Annotated in this window: 25 protein-coding genes; 18 read left to right on the top strand and 7 right to left on the bottom strand. The window is 71.2% G+C overall.

Going from position 1 to position 26,636, the window contains the following annotated elements:
- Positions 1–37 precede the first annotated feature (37 nt).
- Positions 38–904, top strand: a complete 867-nt coding sequence (locus tag MFF30_RS05640; RefSeq protein WP_238277662.1) for a DMT family transporter — start codon at positions 38–40, stop codon at positions 902–904.
- A 190-nt stretch (positions 905–1,094) separates the two neighbouring features.
- Positions 1,095–2,777 carry an acyl-CoA dehydrogenase family protein gene (locus MFF30_RS05635; RefSeq protein WP_238277654.1) on the top strand — a complete coding sequence of 561 codons (1,683 nt, stop codon included), beginning with the start codon at positions 1,095–1,097 and terminating at the stop codon, positions 2,775–2,777.
- A gap of 133 nt (positions 2,778–2,910) precedes the next feature.
- Here MFF30_RS05635 and MFF30_RS05630 read toward each other — a convergent pair whose 3' ends face one another.
- The 3 genes from MFF30_RS05630 to MFF30_RS05620 form a co-directional block, all read right to left on the bottom strand.
- Positions 2,911–3,093 carry a hypothetical protein gene (locus MFF30_RS05630; RefSeq protein WP_238277652.1) on the bottom strand — a complete coding sequence of 61 codons (183 nt, stop codon included), beginning with the start codon at positions 3,091–3,093 and terminating at the stop codon, positions 2,911–2,913.
- 90 nt (positions 3,094–3,183) lie between these two features.
- The gene (locus MFF30_RS05625; RefSeq protein WP_238277650.1) at positions 3,184–5,022 is read right to left on the bottom strand and encodes an acyl-CoA thioesterase; all 1,839 of its coding nucleotides are present in this window, start codon (positions 5,020–5,022) and stop codon (positions 3,184–3,186) included.
- 279 nt (positions 5,023–5,301) lie between these two features.
- Positions 5,302–6,576 (bottom strand): glycosyltransferase family 4 protein, encoded by a 1,275-nt coding sequence (locus MFF30_RS05620; RefSeq protein WP_238277648.1) that lies wholly within the window; start codon positions 6,574–6,576, stop codon positions 5,302–5,304.
- A gap of 118 nt (positions 6,577–6,694) precedes the next feature.
- Here MFF30_RS05620 and MFF30_RS05615 point away from each other — a divergent pair, with 118 nt between their 5' ends.
- The 14 genes from MFF30_RS05615 (at position 6,695) to MFF30_RS25925 (ending at position 21,532) form a co-directional block, all read left to right on the top strand.
- A complete protein-coding gene (locus MFF30_RS05615; protein WP_238277646.1) occupies positions 6,695–7,948 on the top strand; it encodes a glycosyltransferase in 1,254 nt (417 codons plus the stop codon).
- A 126-nt stretch (positions 7,949–8,074) separates the two neighbouring features.
- Entirely contained in the window at positions 8,075–8,437 is a 363-nt protein-coding gene (locus tag MFF30_RS05610; RefSeq protein WP_238277644.1) for a phasin, read from the top strand.
- Positions 8,438–8,625: 188 nt separating this feature from the next.
- The gene (locus MFF30_RS05605) at positions 8,626–9,330 is read left to right on the top strand and encodes a phasin family protein (protein WP_238277642.1); all 705 of its coding nucleotides are present in this window, start codon (positions 8,626–8,628) and stop codon (positions 9,328–9,330) included.
- Between the two features lie 114 nt (positions 9,331–9,444).
- Positions 9,445–10,914, top strand: coding sequence for a Do family serine endopeptidase (locus MFF30_RS05600; protein ID WP_238277640.1), 1,470 nt, complete (start codon positions 9,445–9,447; stop codon positions 10,912–10,914).
- 110 nt (positions 10,915–11,024) lie between these two features.
- Entirely contained in the window at positions 11,025–12,341 is a 1,317-nt protein-coding gene (locus MFF30_RS05595; protein ID WP_238277638.1) for a replication-associated recombination protein A, read from the top strand.
- 9 nt (positions 12,342–12,350) lie between these two features.
- Entirely contained in the window at positions 12,351–12,674 is a 324-nt protein-coding gene (locus MFF30_RS05590; protein ID WP_238277660.1) for a GlpM family protein, read from the top strand.
- A 107-nt stretch (positions 12,675–12,781) separates the two neighbouring features.
- Positions 12,782–14,278: a carboxypeptidase M32 gene (locus MFF30_RS05585; RefSeq protein ID WP_238277636.1), complete on the top strand. Its 1,497-nt coding sequence runs from the start codon at positions 12,782–12,784 to the stop codon at positions 14,276–14,278.
- A gap of 158 nt (positions 14,279–14,436) precedes the next feature.
- Complete coding sequence (locus MFF30_RS05580; RefSeq protein ID WP_238277634.1) at positions 14,437–15,684, top strand: Hsp70 family protein; 1,248 nt, start codon at positions 14,437–14,439, stop codon at positions 15,682–15,684.
- 82 nt (positions 15,685–15,766) lie between these two features.
- Positions 15,767–17,197 (top strand): RluA family pseudouridine synthase, encoded by a 1,431-nt coding sequence (locus tag MFF30_RS05575; RefSeq protein WP_238277632.1) that lies wholly within the window; start codon positions 15,767–15,769, stop codon positions 17,195–17,197.
- A gap of 147 nt (positions 17,198–17,344) precedes the next feature.
- Complete coding sequence (locus MFF30_RS05570; RefSeq protein ID WP_238277630.1) at positions 17,345–17,767, top strand: serine/threonine protein kinase; 423 nt, start codon at positions 17,345–17,347, stop codon at positions 17,765–17,767.
- Positions 17,768–17,870: 103 nt separating this feature from the next.
- Positions 17,871–18,536 carry an HAD-IA family hydrolase gene (locus MFF30_RS05565; protein WP_238277628.1) on the top strand — a complete coding sequence of 222 codons (666 nt, stop codon included), beginning with the start codon at positions 17,871–17,873 and terminating at the stop codon, positions 18,534–18,536.
- Positions 18,537–18,585: 49 nt separating this feature from the next.
- Positions 18,586–19,395: an ATP12 family chaperone protein gene (locus MFF30_RS05560; protein ID WP_238277626.1), complete on the top strand. Its 810-nt coding sequence runs from the start codon at positions 18,586–18,588 to the stop codon at positions 19,393–19,395.
- Between the two features lie 101 nt (positions 19,396–19,496).
- Positions 19,497–21,029: an acyl-CoA carboxylase subunit beta gene (locus tag MFF30_RS05555; protein WP_238277624.1), complete on the top strand. Its 1,533-nt coding sequence runs from the start codon at positions 19,497–19,499 to the stop codon at positions 21,027–21,029.
- Positions 21,030–21,403: 374 nt separating this feature from the next.
- The gene (locus tag MFF30_RS25925) at positions 21,404–21,532 is read left to right on the top strand and encodes a hypothetical protein (RefSeq protein WP_279578522.1); all 129 of its coding nucleotides are present in this window, start codon (positions 21,404–21,406) and stop codon (positions 21,530–21,532) included.
- 41 nt (positions 21,533–21,573) lie between these two features.
- Here the strand turns inward: MFF30_RS25925 and MFF30_RS05550 are convergent, their stop codons facing one another.
- From MFF30_RS05550 to MFF30_RS05540, 3 genes are all read right to left on the bottom strand, one after another.
- The gene (locus MFF30_RS05550; protein WP_238277622.1) at positions 21,574–22,524 is read right to left on the bottom strand and encodes a metallophosphoesterase; all 951 of its coding nucleotides are present in this window, start codon (positions 22,522–22,524) and stop codon (positions 21,574–21,576) included.
- Positions 22,525–22,682: 158 nt separating this feature from the next.
- On the bottom strand, positions 22,683–22,820 hold the full coding sequence (locus tag MFF30_RS05545) for a hypothetical protein (protein WP_238277620.1): 138 nt from the start codon (positions 22,818–22,820) through the stop codon (positions 22,683–22,685).
- 369 nt (positions 22,821–23,189) lie between these two features.
- Positions 23,190–24,584: an aminotransferase gene (locus MFF30_RS05540; protein WP_238277618.1), complete on the bottom strand. Its 1,395-nt coding sequence runs from the start codon at positions 24,582–24,584 to the stop codon at positions 23,190–23,192.
- A gap of 129 nt (positions 24,585–24,713) precedes the next feature.
- On the opposite strand from MFF30_RS05540, the gene MFF30_RS05535 reads away from it, so the two are divergent.
- Both MFF30_RS05535 and MFF30_RS05530 read left to right on the top strand, forming a co-directional pair.
- The gene (locus MFF30_RS05535; protein WP_238277616.1) at positions 24,714–25,253 is read left to right on the top strand and encodes a hypothetical protein; all 540 of its coding nucleotides are present in this window, start codon (positions 24,714–24,716) and stop codon (positions 25,251–25,253) included.
- Complete coding sequence (locus tag MFF30_RS05530) at positions 25,243–25,971, top strand: HAD family hydrolase (RefSeq protein ID WP_238277614.1); 729 nt, start codon at positions 25,243–25,245, stop codon at positions 25,969–25,971. Before MFF30_RS05535 ends, MFF30_RS05530 begins: the two co-directional genes overlap by 11 nt.
- Before the next feature lie 59 nt (positions 25,972–26,030).
- On the opposite strand, the gene MFF30_RS05525 is transcribed toward MFF30_RS05530, so the two are convergent.
- Entirely contained in the window at positions 26,031–26,513 is a 483-nt protein-coding gene (locus MFF30_RS05525; RefSeq protein WP_238277612.1) for a MarR family winged helix-turn-helix transcriptional regulator, read from the bottom strand.
- Positions 26,514–26,636: the final 123 nt, after the last annotated feature.

Genomic DNA, 26,636 nt, shown 5'->3' with positions numbered 1-26,636 from the left:
GGTGCATGCATGGTGGGCGGGAGCCATCACGCCCACCATGCATGCACCGGCCCTCGTCTCCAGTCTCTTCGTCCTGATCTGGGCGACCGGCTTCGTCGCGGCGCGCTTCGTGGCGCCGCACGCGGAGGCGTTCACTTTCGTGGCGATCCGCGTGGTCGGCGTGGCGTTCGTCCTGATCGCGCTCGCGCTCTGGCGCGGCGCGCGCTGGCCGCGCGACCGGGCCGGCTGGCTCCATGCCGGGATCGCAGGCGTGATGATGCAGGGCGTCTACGTCATCGGCGTGTTCTGGTCGGTTCAGCACGGGCTGCCCGCCGGCATCGCCGCCCTGGTGGGCAGCCTGCAACCGCTCCTGACCGCGATGCTGGCCGGCCCGGCCCTCGGGGAGCGGGTGAGCCGGCGCCGCTGGCTCGGCATCGCCATGGGGTTCTCGGGCGCGCTCCTGGTGCTGGCCCCGAAGGTCGGTGCCCCGGATGCGGCCGGCATCCCGGTGCCGGCGCTCGCGGCCTGCCTCGCCGCCATGGTGGCGATGACCGCCGGCACCCTCTGGCAGAAGAGCCGCGCGGGCGGGGCGGACCTCCTCACCAACGCCGCCATCCAGTTCGTCGGGGCCGCCCTCCTCGCCGTGCCGGTGGCGCTCCTCCTGGGGACTGGGCGCTTCGACGGTTCGGCACCCCTCTGGGCCGGCCTCGCCTGGTCGATCCTCGTCAATTCCGTGGCGGGGATCCTGCTGCTTCTCGCCCTGATCCGGCGCGGGGCGGTGGCGGGGGTCGCCGCGCTCCTGTTCCTGGTGCCGCCGGTCTCCGCCCTGATGGCCTATGGCCTGTTCGGCGAGGCGCTGGAGCCGATACAGATGGGCGGCATGGCGATTGCGATTCTCGGGGTCGCCATCGCGAGCCGAGGGTGATTATTTCTTTGGGACAGCACTCAATAAAGTTCAACAAACCCCGCCGCCTCAAGAAAGATCAGGGTTTTTCGCGCTCGCGAATAATGCATTCAGGCGGGATAGTGCCGCACTGCGGCGAGACGCCTCTACAGTCCCGGCAAAGCCGCCTATAATGAACGGCAAAGCCCCATCTCCCGTCAGCGAGTGTGCCATGTCCGCATCCCCCGTCGTCTCGACCGAACCGCAGGATCTCCTGTCCCTGGCCCGCGAGGCGGCCGAGGCCGCCAAGGGCCTTGTGGCCGAGGCGACCCGCCGGGTGCGCGCCACCGTCCTGTCTGACGAGGGCAAGATCTCGGCCGAGAAGATGGAGACCGCGCAGCACGCCACCCACGGCCTGGCCTGGACCGCCACCTACGCGGAGGGCGTGCGGGAACTCGCTGCCTACGCGCAGCGCCTGACCGAGTCCGGTGAGTTCGGCGAGACCGAGAGCCTGCTGGTGCGGATCGGGCTCGGCGAGTACCTCGACCAGATCTTCTCCGGCATCCCCATGAGCCAGGGCGAGATGGTCCGCCCCACCGGCTCCCTGGGCTTGGCCGCCCGCGAGGTCGCCAAGTTCCGGACGCCGGCGGTCGAGACCCTGATCGCCGAGGGCAACACGGCCGAGAACCGCGCGGCCCTCGTCGCCCGCATCCGCGACAACGGCGGAGCGGCTACCATCGGCAAGTCCGGCCTCGACGAGGACATGGAGGCGATCCGCTCCGAGATGCGCCGCTTCGGCCTCGCCGAGGTCGTGCCGCACGCCCACGAGTGGCACAGCCAGAACGCCTACATCCCCATGGAGATCGTCACCAAGATGGCCGAGCTCGGCGTCTTCGGCCTGACGATCCCGGAGGAGTACGGCGGCATGGGCCTGCCCAAGATCTCCATGTGCGTGGTCTCGGAGGAACTGTCCCGCGCCTATATCGGCGTCGGCTCGCTCGGCACCCGCTCGGAGATCGCCGCCGAGCTGATCCTGTGCGGCGGCACCGAGGAGCAGAAGCACCGCTTCCTGCCCGGCATCGCCTCGGGCGACACGCTCCCCACCGCCGTGTTCACCGAGCCGAACACCGGCTCGGACCTCGCCTCGCTCCGCACCAAGGCGGTCAAGGATGGCGACGTCTGGCGGATCTCCGGCAACAAGACCTGGATCACGCACCCCGTGCGCGCCGACATCATGACCTGCCTGGTGCGCACCAAGCCCGAGGAGAAGGGCCACAAGGGCCTCTCGCTGCTCATCGCCGAGAAGCCGCGCGGCACCGATGCCGAGCCCTTCCCGGTCCAGGGCCTGTCGGGGGGCGAGATCCACGTGCTCGGCTATCGCGGCATGAAGGAGTACGAGCTCGCTTTCGACAATTTCGAGGTGCCGGCCGCCAACCTGCTGGGTGAGGTCGAGGGCAAGGGCTTCGCCCAGCTCATGCAGACCTTCGAATCCGCCCGCATCCAGACGGCGGCCCGCGCCATCGGCGTGGCGCAGAACGCCCTCGATCTGGGCCTGCGTTACGCCGAGGAGCGGGTGCAGTTCGGCAAGGCGCTGATCAACTTCCCGCGCGTCGCCGACAAGATCGCCATGATGGCGGTGGAGATCAACATCGCCCGCCAGCTCACCTACTTCTCGGCCCGCGAGAAGGACGAGGGCAAGCGCTGCGATCTCGAGGCCGGCATGGCCAAGCTGCTCGGCGCCCGCGTCGCCTGGGCGGCGGCCGACAACGCCCTGCAGATCCACGGCGGCAACGGCTTCGCGCTGGAATACGCGGTCAGCCGCGTGCTCTGCGACGCCCGCATCCTCTCGATCTTCGAAGGTGCGGCCGAGATCCAGGCCCAGGTCATCGCCCGCCGCCTGCTCGAGACCGCCTGATTCGAGAAGGGGCGGGGGTTCGCCCCGCCTCGAACACTCGAAGACCGACACGCGAAGGGCCGGGGCGATCGATCGCCCCGGCCCTTTTCGCATCCGGCATCGCGCGGGGCTCGGCCGTCCGTCCGGCTGCGGCCTACTTCGTGACCTTCACGGAGACGGGGTCGCTCGACGGGAAGGTCTCCTCCAGGGCCTCGTCCAGGCGCGCGTCGAGTTCGCCCTTCTGGTTCTCAGGACGCGCTTTGTCGGAGCCCTTGGGGGCCGGCGCCCCTGTGGTGGAAATGGTGTCGGTCTGAGCGGTCTTCTCGGAATCGGCCATGGGCGGCTCTCCTTCGTGTTTCCAGGCAAGCGCCGCGTCGGGCACAGGGTCCGGATCAACGCGGGCGGCACGCCCGTGTTTCCATGCCGCCTACCCGAGCGCTCCGAGGGCCGGCCCCGCACTCGCGGCGGCCCGGCGCCGGGCGACGTAGGCGGAGGTCTCGGGCAGGTAGGGGAAGAAGCCCTCAAGGACGACGCGCGGGATGTCGAGGGGCCGGTAGGTCTGCGGATCCACGAACATCAGCGACTGCTCGCCCCGGCCGAGGAGCCCATGCGTGTCGCTGTGAATTTCGTGCTCCAGGGTGACGAACTTGCGGTTGTGCGCGGCCACGCGGATCCGGACCGTGACCGGATCGAACTCCCGGGCTTCGCGGCGGAAGTCGTGGGTGAACGAGCGGGTGAGGATGTAGTAATCCGTCTTGGCGAGATCGAAATGCGGCACGCAGATGTTGAAGAACAGCTCGCGCGCCTTGCCGACCCAGCGGAAGTAGTTCGCGAAGTAGATGTTTCCGACCGAGTTGGTGTCGTCGTAGGTCGGCGTCATGCGCAGGACGAACCAGGCCCCGTCGAAGCCGTGCGAGACGTTCCCCTCGTCGCGCCGCATCGGGATGACGGCCGCCACCGCCGTACTCACGGGCATCACCGCCGTGCCGACGGGCGCCGCCGGGGTCACGGCCTCGGGGAGGGCGGCGCCGCGGCCGCCCAGGCGCTCGCGCACCATCGGCAGCGCACCGATCAGGCCGATCAACGGCGCCAGTGCCATCAGGGCGGGGATCGGCAGCACGTACCCCGTCAGGAAGATGATCGCGGCGGCCAGCCCGATCATCAGGTTCAGCAGGGCGTCATGCCGGAGGGTCGAGCCGAAGGCCGTGCAGACGAGGCAGGCGGCCGCCCCGACGAGAAGCGTCGCGAAGGGGATCATGAGGTAGATCGGGGGCAGGGCGTTCGATACGGCCGCCGCCGCGATGCCGCCGGCGGCGAGCATGATCCAGAGCGGGGAGCCGACGAGCCCCTCCGGCACGAAGGCCATCAGGGGCGCGGTGCTGCGGGTCGTGATCTGGGTCATCAGCCAGCGGGTCGCCGCGTAGGAACTGTCGATCGTCGACACCACCGCGATCGTCGCCCAGAGGGTGAAGCCGATGGCTGCAAGGTCGAGACCGGCGGCGCGGATGCCCGCAGCCACCGCGCCCTGCGCCGCCGGCAGGCCGTCCGACAGGATGACCGCGTGGCCCGTCCCCACCGCCGCGGCCAGCGCGGCATTCAGGGTCAGAAGGCCGAGGAAGATCAGGGCGCCGGCGCCATAGGCGAGGCCCGGCGAGGCGCCGGTTCGGCGGATCTCGACCACGCGCTGCCATTGCTGCACGTCCATCCAGGGTCCGAGCAGGAAGCCCACGAGGGTAGGAACCACGAGGCCGAGGAAGCGCGCGTCGAAGGCCGCGAAGGGCAGGGGCGGCACGGACGGCGCGGCCCGCAGGCTCCAGAGGGCGAGGAGCCCCGCCCCCACCCCGACCGGCAGGAGGGCGAGGTGGACGAGGCGCAGTTGCCCCAGGGTCGCCGCATGCCCAAGCGCGCAGGCGACGATGACCAGGAGCGCGGCGACGAGTCCCCCATGCGCGCCGAACAGGGGAACCCAGAGGCAGGAGACGAAGCTGAAGACCGTCAGAGATACGGCAAATATCTGACAGAGCAGGAACAGCAACGCATAGTGTCCGCCGAAGCTCGCGATCGTCTCGGCGGGATTCCGGCGGGGCGAATTCAGCACCCATCCGAACAGGAACAGGCCCGTTGCATTGGGAACCGCGAAGGCGATGAATCCCAGCCAGCCATAGGTCAGCGTAACGTGGATTGCGTAGAAGAAGCCGAGCCCCCAGAGCCAGGACAACGCGACGGTCGGGGCCCAGGCCAGGGACCGCAGGAAAGGTGTTCTCATCGTGATCGCCCCAGGTTTTGGACCGATGGCATGCGCCGACGTCGTCGTCATGCTCAGATCGGACGAAGACTTGAGTTTATCGATCCGGGACAAGGCTAAGACCCACGTAGGCATCTCGGCGAGCGCCGCGCTGCCGAGTCTTGTTTGGCGAGCCTCATCGCATCGCAGCGAAATAGCCAGGAAAACTTCCGGCTATCCAGAACGAATCTCACCCGGACGATTCTGGCTCGGGTGGTTCTGGCAAGATAAGTGCCGACAACGGTAGTGAAGGCCGGCGCGTCAGGGTCGCGCGGGCACCGGGGCGGGGCGAAGGGCAGGGCGCACGCCGGTTCCGGCCCGGCCCGCGTCTCGAAGGACGTGCTCGTAGACGAGCCGGAGCCGGTCGAGATGGGCCTCGATGGTGAGCGGGGCCGACCAGTAGCGCTCATAGGCCGCCCGGCCCATGCGGGCGGCGAGGTCGTCGTCGCGCAGGCGCGTGAGGTGGGCGGCCAGCGCGGCCGCGTCGCCGGAGCGGAACCAGTAGCCGGTCTCGCCGTCCTCCACGGCCTCGCGGCCCGCGCAGGCATCGCTGACGATCACCGGCGCGCCGCAGGCCAGGGCCTCGTAGACCGTGAGGGGCTGGCCCTCGTACCAGACGCTGGGGAAGACGAGGGCGCGCGCCGTGCGCATCAGGGCGTGCACCCCGGCCTCGTCCCGCCAGCCCAGCATCACGGCTTCGGGATAGCGCGCCGCGAGTTCAGCCCTGGCCGGGCCGTCGCCGACAAAGACCGGGCGCACCCCGGCGAGCCGGGCGGCCTCGGCGAAGATCGGCGCGCCCTTCTCGGTGGAGATGCGTCCGACGAACAGGAAGTCCCCCGGCGGCTCGGAGCGGAGCGGCGCCCGGGTCACCGCGATGGGGTTGTCGACCCGGTGGAAGCGGGTCGTGGCGGGCAGATGGGGCGTGATCACCCGCTCCTGCAGGGCGCTGATGGTGATGATGTGGGGGAAGACGTCCTTCAGGCCCGCCACGTGCTCCAGGGCGGCGTGGCGCACCACCCGCAGGAGCTTGCGCGGGTAGCTGCGGGCGTCGCAGTTCGTGCCAAGGCAGGCCAACGACATCGGCACGCGGTGGCAGATCCGCGCGGCCGGATACACGTAGAAGCCGCCGTTCGGGCAGACCAGGAAGAACTCGTGCATGGTGTAGAGGCACGGCAGGCCTGAGGCGGCGAGGCTTCGCCCGATCGAGGGCGAAAGCGCCTTGGCGAAGGCGTGGACGTGCACCACGGTGTCGCGCGGATCGAGCCCGCGCAGTTCCGCCGCGAGTCGCCGGGCGGCCGTGCGGTTCCAGATCGCCTGCGCGGCGAAGGCGAGCTTGTTCTTCGCCGTGCCGACATCGTCCTGGCCGAGGCAGACCACGCGGATGCCCGCCGCCTCCAGGCGCGGGTCGGCGGGGCCGACGGCGGCGAACACCGTGACGCGATGTCCCTGCGCCGCCAAGCCGAGGCCCGCATCGAGCGCCACCTTGGCCTGGCCGCCGTTGACGAAGGCGTGATCGACGACGAGGACGACGTGCATGGCGAACGGTTCCGGCCGGCGACAATTGGGCCGAGATCTTTACCGAACATGCGTTGATCGCCGGTAAACCTTGCGCTCGTCGCGGCGCGCGCTGCGCGGGAAGCAATCGGGCAGATCCATGCACATCGTCGTGTTGGCCGAATTCGCCGTGGCGAGCGGGGGGGCAGAGAAAGTGGCGGTGGAATCCGCCCGCGGCCTCGCCGAGGCCGGGATCGACGTCACCTACCTCCAGGCCATCGACGGGCCGGCCGACCCGCTCCTCGACCATGCCCGCATCCGCCGGATCGGTCTCGGCAACACCGACATCTGGACCCGGCCGGCTCACCGGGCGGCCCTCGACGGGCTTTGGGACGCGGCGGGGGCGGCGCGCCTCGGCGCCGCCCTGGACGCGCTGCCGGTGCGGCCCGACCTCATCCACCTGCACCAGTGGACGCGCAGCCTCTCGCCGAGCGTGTTCTCGGCCCTGTTCGCGCGGGGCCTGCCCGTGGCCGCGACCCTGCACGACTACTTCCTCGCCTGCCCCAACGGCGTCTATTACCGCTTCGACACGGCCGCGCCCTGCACCCTCAAGCCGCTCTCGGCGTCCTGCATCGCCGCCCCCTGCGACGGGCGCAGCCGCCTGCACAAGCTGGTGCGGGTCGGGCGCTCGGTTGCCCTGCGGACGGCCCTGAAAGAGCATCCCCTCGATCTCATCCACGTCTGCGACGCGAGCGTGGCCCGCATGGGCGCCCTGCTGACGGGCCCGGGCTTCACCCATCACCGGGTCGACAACCCGGTGCGGGTGGAGAAGGGCCCCCCGGCCGACCCGGCCCGGGGCGAAGCCATCGCGTATGTCGGACGCCTGACCCGGGAGAAGGGCGCCGACCTCGTGGCCGAGGCGGCCGGGGCGGCGGGGCTGCCAGCCCTGTTCATCGGCGCCGGCCCCCTGGAGGCGTCCCTGCGCGCCCGGCCCGGCGTCGAGGTTCTGGGCTGGCAGGCGCCCGACGCGGTCTGGGACATCCTGCGCCACCGCGCCCGCGCGATCGCTGCGCCATCGCGCTGGTACGAGACCGGCCCGCTCACGGTCTACGAGGCGCTGGCCAACGGCCTGCCGGTGGTCGCCTCGGATCGCTCCGGCGCCTGCGAGAAGGTGGTCGACGGCGTGACCGGTTTTACCGTCCCCCCGGAGCCTGAGGCGCTCACCCGGGCCTTCGCGGCCCTCGGCGATGCGGACCGCGCCGAGCGCCTCGGCGCGGCCGCCCATGCGCGCTACTGGGCGGCTCCGTCGACGCTGTCCGCGCACGCCGCCGCCCTGATCGCGGTCTACGAACGGATCCTTGCCGCGCGCGGAGCGCCGCGCCGCGAATCGGGCCGAATCGCCTCGGCGGCATGACGGAACCGGGCTGCGCCGGCAAAATGCTGCAGCTTTTCGGCTCGCCCTCTTGACGCCCATGTTGCACTGCAACATAAACCACTCCGCCGCGCGTCGGACGGTCGGCGCGCCCAGGAGTGAATCGCAATGAACGGTCAGACCTTCGAGATCCCCGCCGAGATGCGCGTCCTCGCCGAGAAGAGCGTCGAGCAGGCCCGCACCGCCGTCGGCAGCTTCATCGGCACCGCCATCAAGACCGCCGAGCAGATGCAGACCGCCTCGCACACGATGCAGGCGTCGATGCAGTCCGTGGTCGCCAAGGGCCTCGACCAGGTCCAGGAAAACGCCGCCGCGACCTTCGACTTCGCGCAGAAGCTCGTGCGCACCCGCGACCCGCGCGAGGCGATGGAGCTGCACGCCGAGTTCCTGCGCAATCAGATCGCCGCCCTGCAGGCCCAGGCCAAGGACCTCGGCGCCCTGACCCAGAAGACCCTGCAGCCCACCGCCTGAGACGACCGCGCGGGTTCGCCGCCGGCCCGGACCGAAGCGGGCCTTGGAACGCCCGGTTCCGGATCGGCATTGCTGCCCCGGAACCGAAGGAGACGACATCGATGGCGCAGCGGCGCAGGAGGCCATCCGAGGCTCGGAAACGACCCGGATCCTCATCCCAGATCGTGGACAATCAGGAGGTTGGACCGATGAATGCGGACACCATGCAGGGAACCGGCGACCCGGGCGAGGCCCACCCGGACGCGCAGGCCGCCGAGGCCGTCACGCCGATCGAGTCTGCGGTCTCGGCTCCGGAGCCGGACCTGCACCAGACGCTCCTGGAAGGCGTGTCGGCCGAGGCGCTGGCGGTCGGCGAGGCCGAGGCGGGCGAGGGTTCTTCGGCCGAGCCGGAGGCGCAGGACGCTCCCCCGGCCGAAGACCTGACGGTGGTGCCCGAAGAGGCGGCGGCCCCGGTTCCGGCCGCAACCGAGACCGTGGAGGCGGCCCAGGCCGTCGCCGAGACCGTTGAGACGGCCGAGGCCGCTGTCGAGACCGTGGCGCAAGCCGTGCCCGAGGCGATCGCGGCGGTGCCGGACGCCGTCGCGGCCTCGGTTCCCGCCGGAATCCCGGGCCTGCCCGACCTTCGGGCGCTGATGGATTTCTCGAAAGCGCCCCGGATCGCCGCGGTGATGGGCGAGTTCGGGGAGGTCAACGCCACGGTGCTGACCTACCTGCGCGGCGAGGGCGCCGCTGCCCTGGCGCATTGGCAGGCGCTCTCCGGCGCCCGCACCCCGGCCGACGCCCTGCGTCTCCAAGTGGACGAGATGCAGCGCGCGGCCGACGCCTCGCTGAACTGCTTCTCGGCGATCGCCCAGCGCGCGAGCCGGCTCAGCGGGACGATCGGCCGGCCCTGAACGGCCGGCGCCCCTCGCGCCCGCCGCCCGGGGCGTCTAGATATCCCGGCATCCGCCGCGGCCCGTCCCCGATCAGGGGTCGGGCCGCGACGCTCGAAGCCCCCGGGAGTCCCCATGACGCGCTCGTCTCTTCTGCTCGTTCCGCTGCTGACCGCGACGCTCGCCGCCGCGCCCGCCTCGGCGCAGATGATGAAGTCGCCGGAGGCATCGCCCGAGAAGATGTCGCCGCCCGAGAAGGCGGCCCCGCAATCGAAGGGCCAGGTTCAGCTCTCCTTCGCCCCCGTGGTGAAGCGGGCCGCCCCCTCGGTGGTGAACGTCTACGCCTCCCACGTCGATGCGCGCGGCCAGAGCCGCAGCGCCATGGACGAGTTCATGCGCCGGTTCTTCGGCGAGAACGGCGCCGGGCGCGGGCGCGGCGGAGCGCCGGGCGAGCGCGCCCAGAAGTCCCTCGGCTCCGGCGTGATCGTGGATGAATCCGGCCTCGTCATCACCAACAACCACGTCATCGAGAACATGAACGAGGTGCGCATCGCGCTCGCCGACCGGCGTGAGTTCGAGGCCACCATCGTGCTGCGCGATCCGCGCACCGACCTCGCGGTCGTCAAGATCAAGAGTCCGACCGGCGGCCTCGTGCCCATGGCGTTCGGGGATTCCGAATCCCTGGAGGTCGGCGACTTCGTGATGGCGATCGGCAACCCGTTCGGCGTCGGCCAGACCGTCACGCAGGGCATCGTCTCGGCGCTCGCCCGCACGCAGGTCGGCTCCTCCGACTACCAGTTCTTCATCCAGACGGATGCGGCGATCAATCCGGGCAATTCCGGCGGCGCCCTGGTGGACCTCCACGGGCAGCTCGTCGGCATCAACTCGGCGATCTATTCGCAATCGGGCGGCAGCCACGGCATCGGCTTCGCGATCCCCGTCAGCATGGTGCGCGCCGTTGTGGAGACCGCCAAGGGCGGGGCCACCTCGGTGCGCCGCCCTTGGCTCGGGGCCCGCGTCCAGAGCGTCACCCCCGACATCGCCGAGAGCATGGGCCTCGACCATCCGACCGGCGTCCTCGTGGCGAGCCTCCAGCCCAAGAGCCCGGCGGAGGAGGCCGGCCTGAAGCGGGGCGACCTCATCCTCACGGTCGACGGCAAGAGCGTCGACGACCCGGAGGCCTTCGGCTACCGCTTCGCCCTCAAGGGTCTCAGCGGCTCGACCAAGTTCGGCATCCTGCGCGGCACCGGCCGCTCAAACGTGTCGGTGAAGCTCGGCCCCGCTCCCGAGACGCGCCCGCGCGACACCCTGAAGGTGCGCACCCGCTCGCCCTTCCTCGGCGCCACCCTGGTCAACACCTCGCCGGCCGTGGCGGAGGAGATGCAGGCCGATTTCCCCGCCGAGGGCGTCGCGGTCTCGGCCGTCGACGAGGGCTCGATCGCGGCCCGTGCCGGACTCCAGAAGGGCGACCTCATCGTGGCCATCAACGGCACGCCCATCGCCACCACCAAGGACCTCGAGCGGGTCACCCGCACCAGCCTCAACATGTGGGAGGTCTCGATCAACCGGGGCGGCGAGGTGCTGACCTCGGTGTTCGGGGGCTGAGGTTCGGGGTCGAGATCCGCGCGTTTCACGGGTGCATAGCCGCAAGCGGATGGGGGAGACGCTGAACTTCCGGGTTGCGGCCAGACGCGGCAGGCGTCTTTGATGCCCCGATGTCCGATCTCTTCGCCTCGGCCGGCCTCTCCGCCACCGCGCCCCGCCCCCTCGCCGACGCCCTGCGCCCGAAAACCCTCGCGGAGGTGGTCGGTCAGGAGCACCTGACCGGCCCGGACGGGGCCCTGACCCGCCTGCTCAACGCACGCTCCTTCGGCTCGCTGGTGTTCTGGGGGCCGCCCGGCACCGGCAAGACCACCGTGGCGCGGCTATTGGCGCACGAGACCGACCTCCACTTCGAGCAGATCTCGGCGATCTTCTCCGGCATCGCCGAGTTGCGAAAGGTGTTCGACGCGGCGCGCGGGCGACGCAGCATGGGCCGGGGCACGCTGCTCTTCGTGGACGAGATCCACCGCTTCAACCGGGCCCAGCTCGATGCCTTCCTGCCCGTGATGGAGGACGGCACGGTGACGCTGGTGGGCGCCACCACCGAGAACCCGTCCTTCGAGCTCAACGCCGCGCTGCTGTCGCGCGCCCGCGTGCTGCTGTTCCGGGCCCTCGACGACGCGGCGGTCGCCAAGCTTCTGACCCGGGCCGAGGCCCTGACGGCGATGCCGCTGCCGCTGGACGAAGAGGCGCGCGGCGTACTGGTGCGCATGGCCGACGGGGACGGGCGCGCCGCGCTGACCCTCGCCGAGGAGGTCTGGCGCTCGGCCAAGCCCGGCGAGGTCTTCGACGCGGAGGGGTTGCAGGCGATCATCCAGCGCCGGGCGCCGATCTACGACAAGTCCCAGGAGGGGCACTACAACCTCATCAGTGCCCTGCATAAGACGGTGCGCGGCTCCGACCCGGACGCGGCGCTCTACTACCTCTGCCGCATGCTCGACGGGGGCGAGGACCGCCTGTTCATCGCCCGGCGCCTGGTCCGCATGGCGGTGGAGGATATCGGGCTGGCCGACCCGCAGGCCCTGGTGGTGGCCACCGCGGCCAAGGACGCCTTCGACTTCCTCGGCTCGCCCGAGGGGGAGCTGGCGCTGGCGCAGGTCACGGTCTACCTCGCCTGCGCGCCCAAATCGAACGCGGTCTACGAGGCCTACAAGGCCGCGACCCGGGTCGCCAAGGCGCATGGCTCGCTGCCGCCGCCCCGCACCATCCTCAACGGCTCGACCAAGCTGATGCGCAAGATCGGCTACGGCGAGGGCTACCGCTACGATCACGACGAGCCCGACGCCTTCTCGGGCCAGGATTACTGGCCGGAGAAACTCGGCCGCCAGCACTTCTACACCCCCACCGACCGGGGCATGGAGAGCCGCTACACCGACCGCCTCGCCCACTGGGAGCGCTTGCGCCAGCAGCGGCGGTCCGAGGAGGGCTGACCGTTGGACGTGCTCTGGAAAGGTCTCCTTGGCGGCCTCGTCACCGTGGCCATCGTGCTCGCCTCCCGGCGCGGCAACGTGCTGCCCGGCATCCTGCCGCTGGCCCCCACCTTCGCGATCATCGCGCTGCTGGCGGTGGGGGCGAAGGGCGATCCGGCGGGCTTCCGCGCGGCCTGCCTCGCGGGCGCCAAAACGATCCCGGCCTACCTGGTGTTCCTCGGAGCGGCCTATGCCCTCAGCGGCCTGATGGATTATCGGCTGGCGATTCTGGGCGCCACCGCCGCGTGGCTCGCGGCCGCCCTGGCGATCTTCCTCCTGCCCCAGTGGCTGTGAGCGCGCTCACCCTGGACAGCGCGCCGCGCCGCATGGAAGGCTCTGATCACGACCCAACCCTTCGGGGCGGGGACCCGCGACAGCAATTCCGCAGGAGAGACCCGGCCATGCAGGCCTACCAGACCCTCGCCGGCCGCTTCGCCCGGCTCGGCGCCCTCGGTGACGCAGCCGGCATCCTGTCCTGGGACCGGGAGACGCTGATGCCCGACGGGGCCGCCGACATGCGGGCCGAACAGCTGGCGCAGCTCGCCGTCATCGGCCACGAGATCCTGACGGCGCCCGAGACCGGCGACTTGATCGGCCGCGCCCTCGACGAAGCCGCAACCCTCGGCGAATGGGAGCGGGCAAACCTGCGCGAGATGCGCCGGACCTACCTGCACGCTGCGGCTGTGCCGGCCGACCTCGTGGCGGCGAGCTCCCGGGCCGCGTCGCAATCGGGAATGATCTGGCGCGAGGCCCGGGCGCGGTCCGACTTCGCGATGCTGGCGCCGGCGCTGGCCGAGACCCTGCGTCTGGGGCGGGAGGTCGGTGCCGCCAAGGGCGCCGCCTTCGGCCTCGACCCGTACGACGCCCTCCTCGACGGCTACGACCCAGGCATGCGCCGCGCGGCGATCGACCCGCTCTTCGAGACCCTGCGGGCCGAGCTGCCGGGGCTAGTCGCGGCGGTGCGCGAGCGCCAGGCGGCCGAACCGGCGCCGCTGCCGCTGCCCGGGCCGTTCCCGGTGGCGGCCCAGAAGGCCTTGGGCGAGCGCCTGATGCGGGCCGTGGGTTTCGACGTCACCCGCGGGCGGCTCGACGTCAGCCTGCATCCGTTCTGCGGCGGCGCTACGGACGACGTGCGGATCACCACCCGCTACGACGAGGCCGACGCCTCCGGCGCCCTGATGGGCGTGCTGCACGAGACCGGCCACGCCCTCTACGAGCAGGGGCTGCCGCCGGCGTGGCGCCACCAGCCCGTGGGCGCGGCGCGCGGCATGACCCTGCACGAGAGCCAGTCGCTCCTCGTCGAGATGCAGGCCTGCCGCTCGGCCGAGTTCTGCGCCTACCTCGCGCCCGCTCTCGGCGAGACCTTCGGCGGGGCGGGCCCCTCCTGGACGCCTGAGAACCTGCACCGGCGCTACACGCGGGTGGAGCCGGGTTTCATCCGGGTCGATGCCGACGAGGTCACGTACCCGGCCCACATCCTGCTGCGCTACACCCTCGAGCGGGCGATGGTCGCGGGCGACCTCGCGGTGGCCGACCTGCCCGGCGCCTTCAACGACGGCCTGCGCGACCTCCTCGGCCTGACCGTGCCCGACGACCGCCGGGGCTGCCTGCAGGACATCCACTGGCCGGGCGGAAGCTTCGGCTACTTTCCGACCTATACCCTCGGGGCGATGGCGGCCGCCCAGCTCTTCCGCGCCGCCTGCGCCGCAGTGCCGAGCATCCCGAACGACCTCGCGTCGGGCGACTTCGCGGCCTTGCGCGGCTGGCTACGGACCAACGTGCACGCGCGCGCCAGCCTGCTGGAGACGGACGAACTCCTTCGCGAAGCCACGGGCAAGCCCCTCGGGGCGGACAATTTCCTGCGCCACCTGCGCGCACGGTATCTCGGCGCAAGCTAAGGGCCCGCGCGGCGAATCCGGGAGGCCGGCACCCGCAGCCCTGCGCCGGCGGGCGGGGCGGGACGGCGATTTCGCGGGCCGGGACAGGTGGACCGCGAGCGGCACAGCCTGTAGGCCGGCGGCCCCTCTCACCAGCGGACCTGCGTCCGGAGATCCCCATGGCGGCCTGCGGCCTCGATTTCGGCACGTCGAACACCACCCTCGGCCTCGTCACCGGACAGCGCCCGCAGCTCGTGCCCTTGGAGGACCGCCACCTCACGATTCCGAGCGCGATCTTCTTCCCGCCGGGCCGGGACGCCGTCATCGGCCGCGCCGCCATGGCCGAGTACGTGGAAGGCACGCCGGGGCGCCTGATGCGCAGCCTGAAATCCGTGCTCGGCTCGGCGCTCCTGGATGAGACGACCCCGGTTGGGCGCGAGCGCATCCGCTTCCGCGACGTGATCGCGCGCTACCTCGCCGCCGTGAAGGCCCGCGCCGAGGCCGAGACCGGGCGATCCCTCGACACGGTGGTGCACGGCCGCCCGGTCCACTTCGTCGACGGCGACCCGGAGGGCGATGCCCGCGCCGAGGACGCCCTGCGGGACATCGCGGAAGGCATCGGCTTCCGCCACGTCTCGTTCCAGTTCGAGCCGATCGCCGCCGCCCTCGACTACGAGCAGCAGGTGCGCGCGGAGGAGATCGCGCTGATCGCCGACATCGGCGGCGGCACCTCGGACTTCTCCATCGTGCGCCTCGCCCCGGAGCGCCACGCCAAGGCGGAGCGCGGCGACGACATCCTGGCCAATGACGGCGTACGCATCGGCGGCACCGATTTCGACCGCCGCCTCAGCCTCGGCACGGTGATGCCGCTCCTCGGGCTGGGCAGCGCCATGAACCGGGGCGACCTCGACGTGCCCACCGGCTACTTCCACGACCTCGCCACCTGGTCGAGCATCAACCGTCTCTACAACGGCAAGACCCTGCGGGAGATCGAGGAGGTGCGCCGCGACGCCAGGCGCCCCGACCTCCTCGCGCGCCTCACCACCGTGGTGGAGGCCGAGCGCGGCCACGCCCTGGCCATGGCGGTGGAGGGCGCCAAGATCGCGACCTCGGAGGAGGGACGGGGCCGGATCGACCTCGACTGGGTCGAGGCGGGCCTTCACGCCGAGATCGACCGCCCGGGCCTGAAGGCCCAGACCGGCGAACTGGCCCGGCGCATCGCCGAGCGGATCGACCGCTGCCTGACGCAGGCATCCCTGAGCGCCGACCGCATCGACGCCCTGTTCCTCACCGGGGGCTCCACCGGCCTGCCGCATGTCCGGGCCGCCCTGACGGCCTGCCTGCCCCGGGCCCGCGTCGTCGACGGCGACACCTTCGGCTCGGTCGGCACCGGGCTGACCATCGAGGCGGCCCGCCGCGCCGCCTGAGCGCGGAAGGCCGCACCCGCGCGGGGATACCCTTGTCCCGCAGGCGCTTTGTCGCGGGGCCGCCGGGTGGTACGAGCAGGCCATGACCACACGACCACCATCACGCGGCGGCGCCGGGCGCAGGGGCCCGGGCCGACCGTCCTCGCAGGGCAAGTTTTCGGGAAAGCCCGGGCGTCCGGGCAAACCCGGGGCCTTCAAGCGCCCCGACCGCGAGCGCACGGGCCCGCGCACCAGTGCCCTCGACGCCGCCCAGCGTGCCGCCGAGAACCGGGGTGAGGCGGGCAAGCCCGCGCCCTGGCGCCCGGGACAGCAGCCCCGCGACCGGGAGGAGGGGGAGCACGAGGCCTTCGAGGCCGTGACCGAGGCCGCGCCCCGGCCCCCGCGCACCCGGGCTCCGCGTCCGGATGCCGCCGAGGCGCGCCCGCGCCGTGCCGATTCCGATACCCGTGCGGCCGCCCCCGCCGGGGAGGCGCCCACCCGGCGCGAGCAGCGCGCGGCGGCCTCCGCCACCCTGGCCTCCGGTGTGCAGACTCTCACGGTGGAGGAGGACGAGGCCGGGATGCGGATCGACCGCTTCCTCACCACACGCTTTCCCCAGCTGCCCTTCACCCGTGTCCAGAGCATCGTGCGCAAGGGCGAGCTGCGGGTCGACGGCAAGCGCGCCAAGCCCAACGACCGGCTGGAGCCGGGCATGAGCGTGCGCGTGCCGCCCCTCAAGCTCGACGCCCAGGGCGAGCGCCCGCGCTCGGCCGCGAAGGACGCCACCGACGCCGACTTCATCCGCTCGCTGATCCTCTACGAGGATGCCGAGATGATGATCCTCAACAAGCCCTTCGGCCTCGCGGTGCAGGGCGGCTCCGGCACCGTGCGGCACGTGGACGGCCTCCTCGAAGCGCTCACCGGCAAGGACGGCCAGAAGCCGCGCCTCGTCCACCGGCTCGACAAGGACACCGCCGGCTGCCTCATCGTGGCCAAGACGCGCCTCGCCGCCGCGACGCTGGCCAAGAGCTTCCGCTCGCGCTCCGCCCGCAAGGTCTACTGGGCGCTCACCGCCGGGGTGCCGCGCGTGCCCCAGGGGCGCATCTCGACCTACCTCGCCAAGGAGGAACCCACCGACGCCGACGCGCGCATGCGGGTGGCCCAGCACGGGGACGAGGGCGCCGCTCACGCGCTGACCTACTACGCCATGGTGGACAACGCGGCCCAGAAGCTGTCCTGGTTGTCGCTGAAGCCGGTCACCGGGCGCACGCACCAGCTGCGCGCGCACGCCGCCCATATCGGGCACCCCATCGTGGGCGACCCGAAATACTTCAGCATCGAGAACTGGGAACTGCCCGGCGGCATCCAGAACCGCCTGCACCTGCTCGCGCGCCGGATCGTGATCCCCCACCCCAAAACCGGCCGCCCGGTGGACGTCACGGCCCCGCTTCCACCGCATATGGCGCAGAGCTGGAATCTGCTCGGGTTCGACGCTGCGCGCTATGACCCCATCGTCGAGGCACCAGAAGCCTGAGCGGCTCGGCAGGTTCTGACTTGGCAGGTTGCGACTCGGCAGGTTGCAACTCGGCATGTTGTGACTTGGCAAGCGCCCGCCATGCCTTATCCTTCAGGACATCGTCCGGTCGGCTCCGTGCCGCCGGCCAAGGACCGTCGCGCCACGATGCATCGAGACACGATCCTGAAGCCCGCTTCCGTGCTGGGCCTCGCGCTCCTCGTCCTGACGCTGCCCGCGGGGAGCCTCGGCACCCCAGTGCTGGCACAGACGGCGCCCCAGGCCCGGCCGCAGGGCCAGCCGAGCCCGGCGGCCGTACAGCCCCAGGGGCAAGGGCAGGGGCAGCAGCAAGGGCAGGCGGGACAGGTCCAGGCACCCCGCCCCGCAGCCCCGGCCGCCGGCACCGCCGGTGGGCGCGGCGCGGCTCAGGTGGGGCGCAACCGCCGTCCGTCCTACGCGGCCTGCAACCGCGTCTCGCATGCGCGCGGCCTGCGCGGCGGCGCCCGGCGTCGGTTCCTCGTGCGCTGCAAGCTCGGCTACGACCGGCCGCGCACCGGCCAGCCCCAGGCCGCGCCCACGCGCCAACCATGATCCGCGCCCACGCGCCAGCCATGATCCGCGCCCACGCGCCAACCATGAGCTGCGCCAACGCGTCAACCATCGGTCGGGCACCCCGGCGGCGGGGCCCGCAGCCGTGAAGCTCATCGTCTTCGACGTCGACGGCACCCTCGTCGACAGCCAGCACCTCATCGTGGCGGCGCAGGGCATGGCGTTCGCCGAGCACGGGCTGGCCGCGCCGAGCCGGACGGAATCGCTCTCCGTGGTCGGGCTCTCCCTGCCCCAGGCGTTCCGGCGCCTCGTCGGCGAGGACGGACCGATCGAGGGCCTGTCCGAGAGCTACAAGCGTGCCTTCAACATCCTGCGCCTCGACCCGAATTACGAGGAGCCGCTGTTTCCCGGCATGGGTGAGCTCGTGGCGCGCCTGCATGCCCGCGACGACGTGCGGCTCGGCATCGCCACCGGCAAGGCCCGGCGCGGCGTCGACCGCCTCATCGAGACCCATGGCTGGACGGGCTGGTTCGCCACCACCCAGAGCGCCGACGACGCGCCCTCGAAGCCGGACCCGGCGATGCTGGTCCAGGCCATGGCCGCGGCGGGCGCCGAGCCCGGCGCCACGGTGATGATCGGCGACACGACCTACGACATGGCGATGGCGGTGAGCGCGGGCGTCGCCGCCATCGGCGTGGCCTGGGGCTACCATCCGGTGGGGGCCCTCTTCGGAGCCGGCGCTTCCATCGTGGTCGACAGCGCGGCGGATCTCGGGGCGCTGTTTCCCGGCCCCGCCCGCGATCCGGCCTGAACCCACACCGACGCTCGCAGCCGCTGCGCGGATGCCCTATCTGACCCGCATGAGCGACGATCCGACACCCGCCGACCCGCAGACACCCGAATGGCTCGGCGGCTCCGAGGGCCCTCCGCCCGACCCGACCCGTTCGGCGCGCGGCCCGGCCAAGCCGGCGCTGCCGAAGCGCTTCTACGAGGCGGCCGGCCTCGCGCCACACGGGGAGGGCTTTCGCCTGACCCTCGACGGACGCCCCGCCAACACCCCGGCCCGCAACCCGCTCGCCCTGCCGACGCGGGCCCTGGCCGAGGCCGTGGCCGCCGAATGGGCGGCGCAGGTCGCGGTCATCGATCCCGCCACGATGCCGCTCACGCGGCTCGCCAACACCGCCATCGACGGGGTGGCCCCCCGCCGCGACGCAGTGGTGGACGACCTCTCGGCCTATGCGGGCACGGACCTCCTCGCTTACCGGGCCGGCGAGCCGGACCGCCTCGTGCGGGCTCAAGGTGAGGCCTGGGATCCTGTCCTCGACTGGGCGCACGCGGCGCTGGGCGCCCGCTTCATCCTGGGCGAGGGGGTGATGCACGTCACCCAGCCGGACACCACAGTGGCGGCCCTACGCCGGGGAATCGAAGAAACCGAAGGTCCCTTCCGGCTGGCCGCCCTGCACACCCTGACGACGCTCACGGGATCGCTCGTCCTCGCCCTCGCAGTGCTGCGCGATCATCTGAGCCCGGCCGAGGCCTGGGCGGCGGCCCACGTGGACGAGACCTATCAGGCCAGTGTCTGGGGCGGCGACGCGGAGGCGGAAGCCCGCCACGCCCTGCGGCAGGCCGAGTTCGAGGCCGCGGCGCGACTGGCACAGTTGAGTCGTTAAATCGATTTTCGCCGAATGCGCCGCGTGCTAAGGCCGTTTCAAATCGCCACCGCCAAGGTTCGTGCGGGCGCGCCGTCATCTCTCCAATCAGGGCCCTGCGCATGAAGGACATTCTCGAGAAGCTGGAAGAGCGGCGCGCCCAGGCCCGCCTCGGCGGCGGCGAGAACCGCGTCGTGGCCCAGCACAAGCGCGGCAAGCTGACGGCGCGCGAGCGCATCGAACTCCTCCTCGACCACGGGTCGTTCGAGGAGTTCGACATGTTCGTGCAGCACCGCTCCACCGATTTCGGCATGGAGAAGCAGAAGATCCCCGGCGACGGCGTCGTCACCGGCTGGGGCACCATCAACGGCCGCACCGTCTTCCTGTTCTCGAAGGACTTCACCGTGTTCGGCGGCTCGCTCTCGGAGTCGCACGCGGCCAAGATCGTCAAGGTCCAGGACATGGCGCTCAAGATGCGCGCTCCCATCATCGGCATCTTCGATGCCGGCGGCGCCCGCATCCAGGAGGGCGTCGCGGCGCTCGGCGGCTACGGCGAAGTGTTCCGCCGCAACGTCGCCGCCTCCGGCGTGATCCCGCAGATCTCCGTGATCATGGGCCCCTGCGCCGGCGGCGACGTCTACTCGCCGGCCATGACCGACTTCATCTTCATGGTGCGCGACACGAGCTACATGTTCGTCACCGGCCCCGACGTGGTGAAGACGGTCACCAACGAGGTCGTGACGGCGGAGGAGCTCGGCGGCGCCAAGATCCACACCACCAAATCCTCCATCGCCGACGGCTCCTTCGAGAACGACGTCGAGGCGCTGCTTCAGATCCGCCGCCTCGTGGACTTCCTGCCCGCCAACAACATCGACGGCGTCCCCGAGATCGAGAGCTTCGACGATCCGTTGCGTCTCGACATGAGCCTCGACACGCTCATCCCCGACAATCCGAACAAGCCCTACGACATGGGCGAGCTGATCCGGCGGGTCGCCGACGAGGGCGACTTCTTCGAGATCCAGGGCGCTTACGCCCGCAACATCATCACGGGCTTCGGCCGCATCGAGGGCCGCACCGTCGGGTTCGTGGCCAACCAGCCGATGGTGCTGGCCGGCGTGCTCGATTCGGATGCCTCCCGCAAGGCGGCCCGCTTCGTGCGCTACTGCGACGCGTTCTCGATCCCGATCGTCACCTTCGTCGACGTGCCGGGCTTCCTGCCCGGCACCGCGCAGGAATATGGCGGCCTGATCAAGCACGGCGCCAAGCTGCTCTTCGCCTACAGCCAAGCCACCGTGCCGCTCGTCACCATCATCACCCGCAAGGCCTTCGGCGGCGCCTACGACGTGATGGCCTCCAAGCATGTCGGCGCCGACCTGAACTACGCCTGGCCCACCGCCCAGATCGCCGTGATGGGGGCCAAGGGCGCCGTCGAGATCATCTTCCGGAGCGAGATCGGCGACACCGACAAGATCGCGGCGCGGACCTCCGAGTACGAGGACCGTTTCCTCTCGCCGTTCGTGGCTGCCGAGCGGGGCTACATCGACGAGGTGATCATGCCCCACTCGACCCGCAAGCGTATCGCCCGGGCGCTCGGTATGCTCCGCACCAAGGAGATGGAGCAGCCCTGGAAGAAGCACGACAACATCCCGCTCTGACGATCCGGCGGGCGGCGCCCGCCGCCCCTCAGGCCGATTCGAGGATCGGCGGAGCAATGGAGGGCAGGTCCCGGCGCCGCTTCAGGCCCGTCGAGGACATTCGCCAGTTCGGCCGGCCGCCGAGGACGAACGCGCCCGACGGGCCGCTGAACCGGACCTCCACCGCTCCGGGGAGGGCGGCCGGGTCGACGGGCAGGCGGAACAGGAAGCCAATAACCTCAGGCCCCGTGCGCGAAGCCCGAATGGTGATCCGCCGGGCTTTCGCAACGCCGGCTCCGGACGCCCCGGGGAAGCGTCCGGTCGCGCCGATTGCATGCTGCGCTTCCGCCGAACCGTGGCATGATCCGTCTCCCGATCACGGGAGGAGACAGACCATGGCGAGCGAACAAAAGCGCGGCACCCGCGAGGCCAAGAAGCCCAAGAAGACCGTGCCGAAGACCAACGCCTCGGCCCCCTCCACCAAGGGCACGGTGGTGGCGGCTCCGAAGGCCGGCAAGAAGTAGGCCGGGCGGAGGCGGCGCGGCGGCCGGAGGTCTTCGGGAACTCAGCCCCGAAGGATCCTGGCCCGCTCCACCGTCTTGCCTGCGCCGTCGGTCTCGCCCCCGAGTTCGAGCAGGACGATCTCGGGCGGCACGCCGAGCCGCACCGGGATGCGGCTCACGCCGAAGCCGCCGGAGACGATCATGTGCTGGCCCCGGCGCACCACGTGGCCGTAGGCGAAGTCATTGCCCCGCACGGACGGGATCACCGGCGAGTAGCCGAACAGGCGAACCTGGCCTCCATGCGTGTGACCGGCCAGCGTCAGCGAGACCCGCTCCGGCACGTCGAGGAACAGGTCGGGCTCGTGGATCATCAGCAGCACGGGCGCCGCATCCGTCACCTTGGCGAGGGTGTCCGGAAGGTCGGCGCGCGAAATGTCGATGCCCTGGATCAGGAAGGGGATCTGGTCACCCACCCCGGCGACCCAGAACGGCTTGCCATCCTTCACGAGGCGCAGCGCATCGTTCTCCATCACCGGGATGCCGACATCCTCGAGGGCGCGGCGTGCCGCCACGGGGCCGGCCAGACGCATCTGGGCGTCGTGGTCGTCCCACCAGTCGTGGTTCCCTAAGATGGAATACACCCCGAGGGGCGCCTTGAGCGGGGCGACCACCCGGGCGAAGTCGGTCAGCGGCACCTTGCGATGGGTTACGCTCGGCCCGGCCGGGTAATCGCCCAGCATCAGGATGAGGTCCGGCGTCAGGGCGTTGGTGGCGTCGACGATCTCGGCGATCCGGTCCAGGGGCATGTACGGCTCGCCCACGTGGAAATCCGCCAGCACGGCCACGCGCAGGGAGAGGCCCGGGGTCCAGCGCGGCAGGACGGGCGCGTAGCGCGTCACCACGAGGCGGTAGAGCGGCTCGATCCCGAAGGCGTAGGCGCCCGTGCCCCCGATGACGGCGGCCGTCGCCCCGAGCCCCGTCAGGAACTGCCGGCGGCTCGGCAGGATGAGCATAGTGATGGTCCTCGATCGCGCGACGCGCGGCCACGCCTTCCTCATCGCCAATGGTGACGAAATCGAGGAAGGCGTCCCGTGCCGAGGTCAGCGATAGATCCGAGGCGTTGAGGAAGGGATACCGGGATCGCCGAAATCCCGCCCCAGGCGTCGCCGGCTCAGGCGAGCGGCGTGTCTTCGTGCTCGAAACGGGCGTCGCGCGTGCCGGTCAGGAGCGAGGTCCGGGTCGATTTCCGGGGAGCGGCGACGACCCGCACGGCGGCCGCGAGGGCCGGCAGGGCGACGGGCCGAAGCACCGCGCCGGGCTCACCGGAAATGATCGTGGACGGCTTCGATCGTTGATCGCGACGCGCTGACTGTTCACGGGGGTACATGGAACGACTGTCCTGTTGCGCTCGACATGTCACGACGGGTCGACTTGCCCAATTCATGATCATGCACGTCTCACGGGCACCGACTGGCTCCACCCGGACGCTCCTCCTGCGACACGAGAACGATAGAACCGCCCCCAACATGAATGAAAGCTTAAAGTTCTCACGATCCGCTGATTGGGATGGAGAGACAAGAACTTGTCGGGACTGTGAAGTACGTATTCCGATCCGGCATTGCACTGCACGAAGCATGATGCAGCGCGAAGTTCATCTTCGCGCCGCGGGCGATGTCGTTCAGCGTTGGGCGGGCGCGGCCTGGAGCCCCTGCTCGGCAATCCAGGCCTCGGTCCTGTCGAGGGCGCGGCCCAGCCGGTCGAACAGGGTATCGATCTCGGAGGGCGCGATGACGAGGGGCGGGCAGACCGCGACGCGGTCGCCGGCGAGGAACCGCACGATCAGCCCCTCGGCCTGGGCGAAAGCGACCACGCGGGCCGCCACGCCGGCCTTCGGCTCGTACTGGCGCCGGGAGGCCTTGTCCGCCACGAGTTCGATGCCGCCGATCAGGCCGATCCCGCGCGCCTCCCCCACGAGGGGATGGTCGGCGAGCGCGGAGAGGCGCGCCTGAAACTGCGGCGCCTTCTCGGCGACGCCCTCGATGATGCGGTCGCGCTTGTAGATCGCGATGGTCTTCAGGGCGACGGCACAGGCCACCGGGTGCCCCGAATAGGTGGTGCCGTGACCGAAGGTGCCGAGCTTGGCGCTCTGCTGCACCATGAGGCGATAGAGCGGCTCGTCCACCGAGATGCCACCCAGCGGCAGGTAGCCGGAGGTCAGCGCCTTGGCGAAGGACAGGCTGTCAGGCGCCATGCCCATCGCCTCGGAGCCGAACCAGGTGCCCAGCCGCCCGAAGCCGCAGATGACCTCGTCGGCGATGAAGCGCACGTCGTGCCGGTCGAGCACGGCCTGGATCTTGGCGTAGTAGCCCGCCGGCGGCAGGATGGCGCCGCCCGCACCCAGCACGGGCTCGGCCACGAAGGCCGCCACGGTCTCGGGGCCCTCGCGCAGGATCAGCGCCTCCAACTCGGCGGCGAGCCGGGTGGTGAAGGCGTCCTCGCTCTCACCGGCTTCCGCGAAGCGGTAATGGTGCGGGCAGCCCACGTGCAGGAAGCCCGGCAGGGGCAGGTCCCAGTCGGCGTGGTTGGCGGGCAGGCCCGTCATCGAGGCCGTGGCTACGGTGACGCCGTGGTAGCCCTTGATGTGCGAGAGGATCTTCTTCTTGCGCGGGCGGCCGAGCGCGTTGTTCATGTACCAGGTGAGCTTGACCTGGGTGTCGTTGGCCTCCGAGCCCGAGGAGGTGAAGAAGATCTTCGAGGTCGGAACCGGCATCAGCTCCTTCAGGATCTCGGCGAGCTCGATCGCCGGGTCGTGGCTGCGCCCCGAGAACAGGTGCGTGAAGGGCAGGCGCGCCATCTGCTCGCTGGCCGCCTCCACCAGTTCCTCGTTGGAATAGCCGAGCGCCGTGCACCACAGGCCCGCCATGCCCTCGAGATAGGGACGGCCGTCGCTGTCGTAGACCCAGACCCCGTGGCCGCGCTCGATCACCAGCGGTCCCGTCTCGCGGAACGTCTCCAGGTTGGTGTAGGGATGGATCAGGGTTTCGACGTCGCGGGCGGCGAGGTTCGAGAGCATATTGTTGCCTGACGGTTGACCGATGGCCGACATGGGTGCCCGACTGTAGCGAGGGGCGCCCCCCGTAGAAACCCGCGTTTCCCCCGCGCGACATCGCAACCCGACCTGAAGGCCATCGGACCCGAAACCATGCTCGACCCCGCCACCATCGTGGCCCACCCGGCCCCGGGCCGCACCTGCGGAACCTGCACGCTCTGCTGCAAGGTCTACGACGTGCCGGCGGTGGACTCCGTCGCCGGGCAATGGTGCCGGCACACCAAGCAGGGCCGGGGCTGCGCCATCCACGCGACGCGGCCCGACCATTGCCGCGCCTTCCACTGCCTCTGGATGACGGAGGCCTGGCTCGGCCCGGAATGGAAGCCCGAGCGCGCCAAGATGGTGCTGAGCCTCGATCCGGTCTCGCGCCACATGAACGTGCAGGTCGATCCGGGACAGCCGAATGCCTGGCGGCGCGAGCCCTATTACGGCCAGCTGAAGCGCTGGGCGGTCTCGTCCCTGGCGCAGGGACGCCACGTCCTCGTCCACCTCAACAAGGCGACCACCGTGGTTCTGCCGGACCGCGACGTGGCCCTCGGGGTGTTCGAGCCCGGCGACCGCATGGTCGCGCGCGAGCGCATGACGCCGCAGGGCGTCGTCATCGAGGTCGAGAAGGTGCGGGATGCAGCCTGAGCCCCTGGGTGAGACGATCCGCGGCATCCTGTTCGACAAGGACGGCACCCTCGTCGACTTCGATCGCACCTGGGGGCCGGCGGCCTATTCGGTGATGACCGATCTGTCGGGAGGGAGCCGCGTCCGCCTGGAGGCCCTGATGCGGGTCAGCCACTACGACGAGGCAGGGCAGCGTTTCGCGCCGACTTCGCCCCTCATCAGCGGCTCCTCGGCGGGCTACGGCCCGCTCTGGGCCGAGGTGCTGGGCCGCCCCGCCGGCCAGGCCCTCTACGCGGAGATGGACGCGCTGTTCCGGGCTGCGGGCCTGGCCGCGCTGACGCCGATCGGGGCCCCGGCCGAACTCGCCACCCGCCTCGTCGCCGGGGGCTACGCCCTCGGCATCGCCACCAACGACGCCGAGGCCTCGGCCCGGGCGCAATGCGCGGCCCTCGGCCTCTTGGGCCAATGCGGCTTCGTCGCGGGCTACGATTCCGGGCACGGCTCCAAGCCGGAGCCCGGTATGGTCACGGCCTTCGCGGCGCATCTCGGGCTGCCCGCCGGCCGGATCGCCATGGTGGGGGATTCGCCCTACGACCTCGCCGCCGCGCGGGCCGCGGGCGCCGTCTCGATCGCGGTGCTCAGCGGCCCCCTCGGCCCGGCGGCGCGCGACGCGATGGCGCCGCTCGCCGACCACATCCTCAACTCGGCGGCGGACCTGCCGGCCCTGCTCGGGCTCTAGACGCTCGCCTCGTCGCACATCTTCGTGACGAACCCGCTTCCGCTTCGTCGGAATGCACCCTAGGCGGGCTCGTCCGGCAGCGGCTGCTCCCGTGCGAGGTCGCGCCACTTCAGGACGAGGCGCTCGAAATCCGCGATGTCCCCCTCCGGCAATTGCCCGAGGGTGCGGGCCACGTAGGCCTTCTGCGCCACAATCCCGCGGGTCGCGAGATCCGCGCCGGCCGCCGTGAGGTGGAGGGCGTGCGAGCGCCGGTCCCCCGGGATCGGCCGGCGCTCCACGAGGCCGGCCTCCACGAGGCGGTCGATCAGCCCCGAGACGTTGCCCTTGGTGACGTAGAGCCGGGCCGCGAGGTCCTGCTGCGTCATCCCCTCGCGCTCGGTGAGGGTGGAGAGCGCGTCGAATTGCGGGATCGAGAGCCCGAGCCCGCGCAGTTCCGCCGCCATCGCGGCGGTGACGCGGCGGTTGAGGCGGATGAAGCGGAACCAGACCCGCAGCGGATCGGCGGCCTCGGCGGGGATCTGGGCGGGCGCGGGAGCGGGCATGTCGGCGCCCGCTATAGCAGACCGGCCCCGCCCGCCGAAAGCGGTGCGAATAGCGACGGGCGGGACAGGGCGGGTGGCGCGGGACGGCGCAGACCGGTAAAGCTTGCCGGGACCGGCCTCCCA

Source organism: Methylobacterium goesingense (genome assembly GCF_022179225.1).
GTDB lineage: Bacteria > Pseudomonadota > Alphaproteobacteria > Rhizobiales > Beijerinckiaceae > Methylobacterium > Methylobacterium goesingense.
The sequence above is the reverse complement of the archived record's forward strand: the minus strand, read 5'-3'. Positions and strand labels throughout refer to the sequence as shown.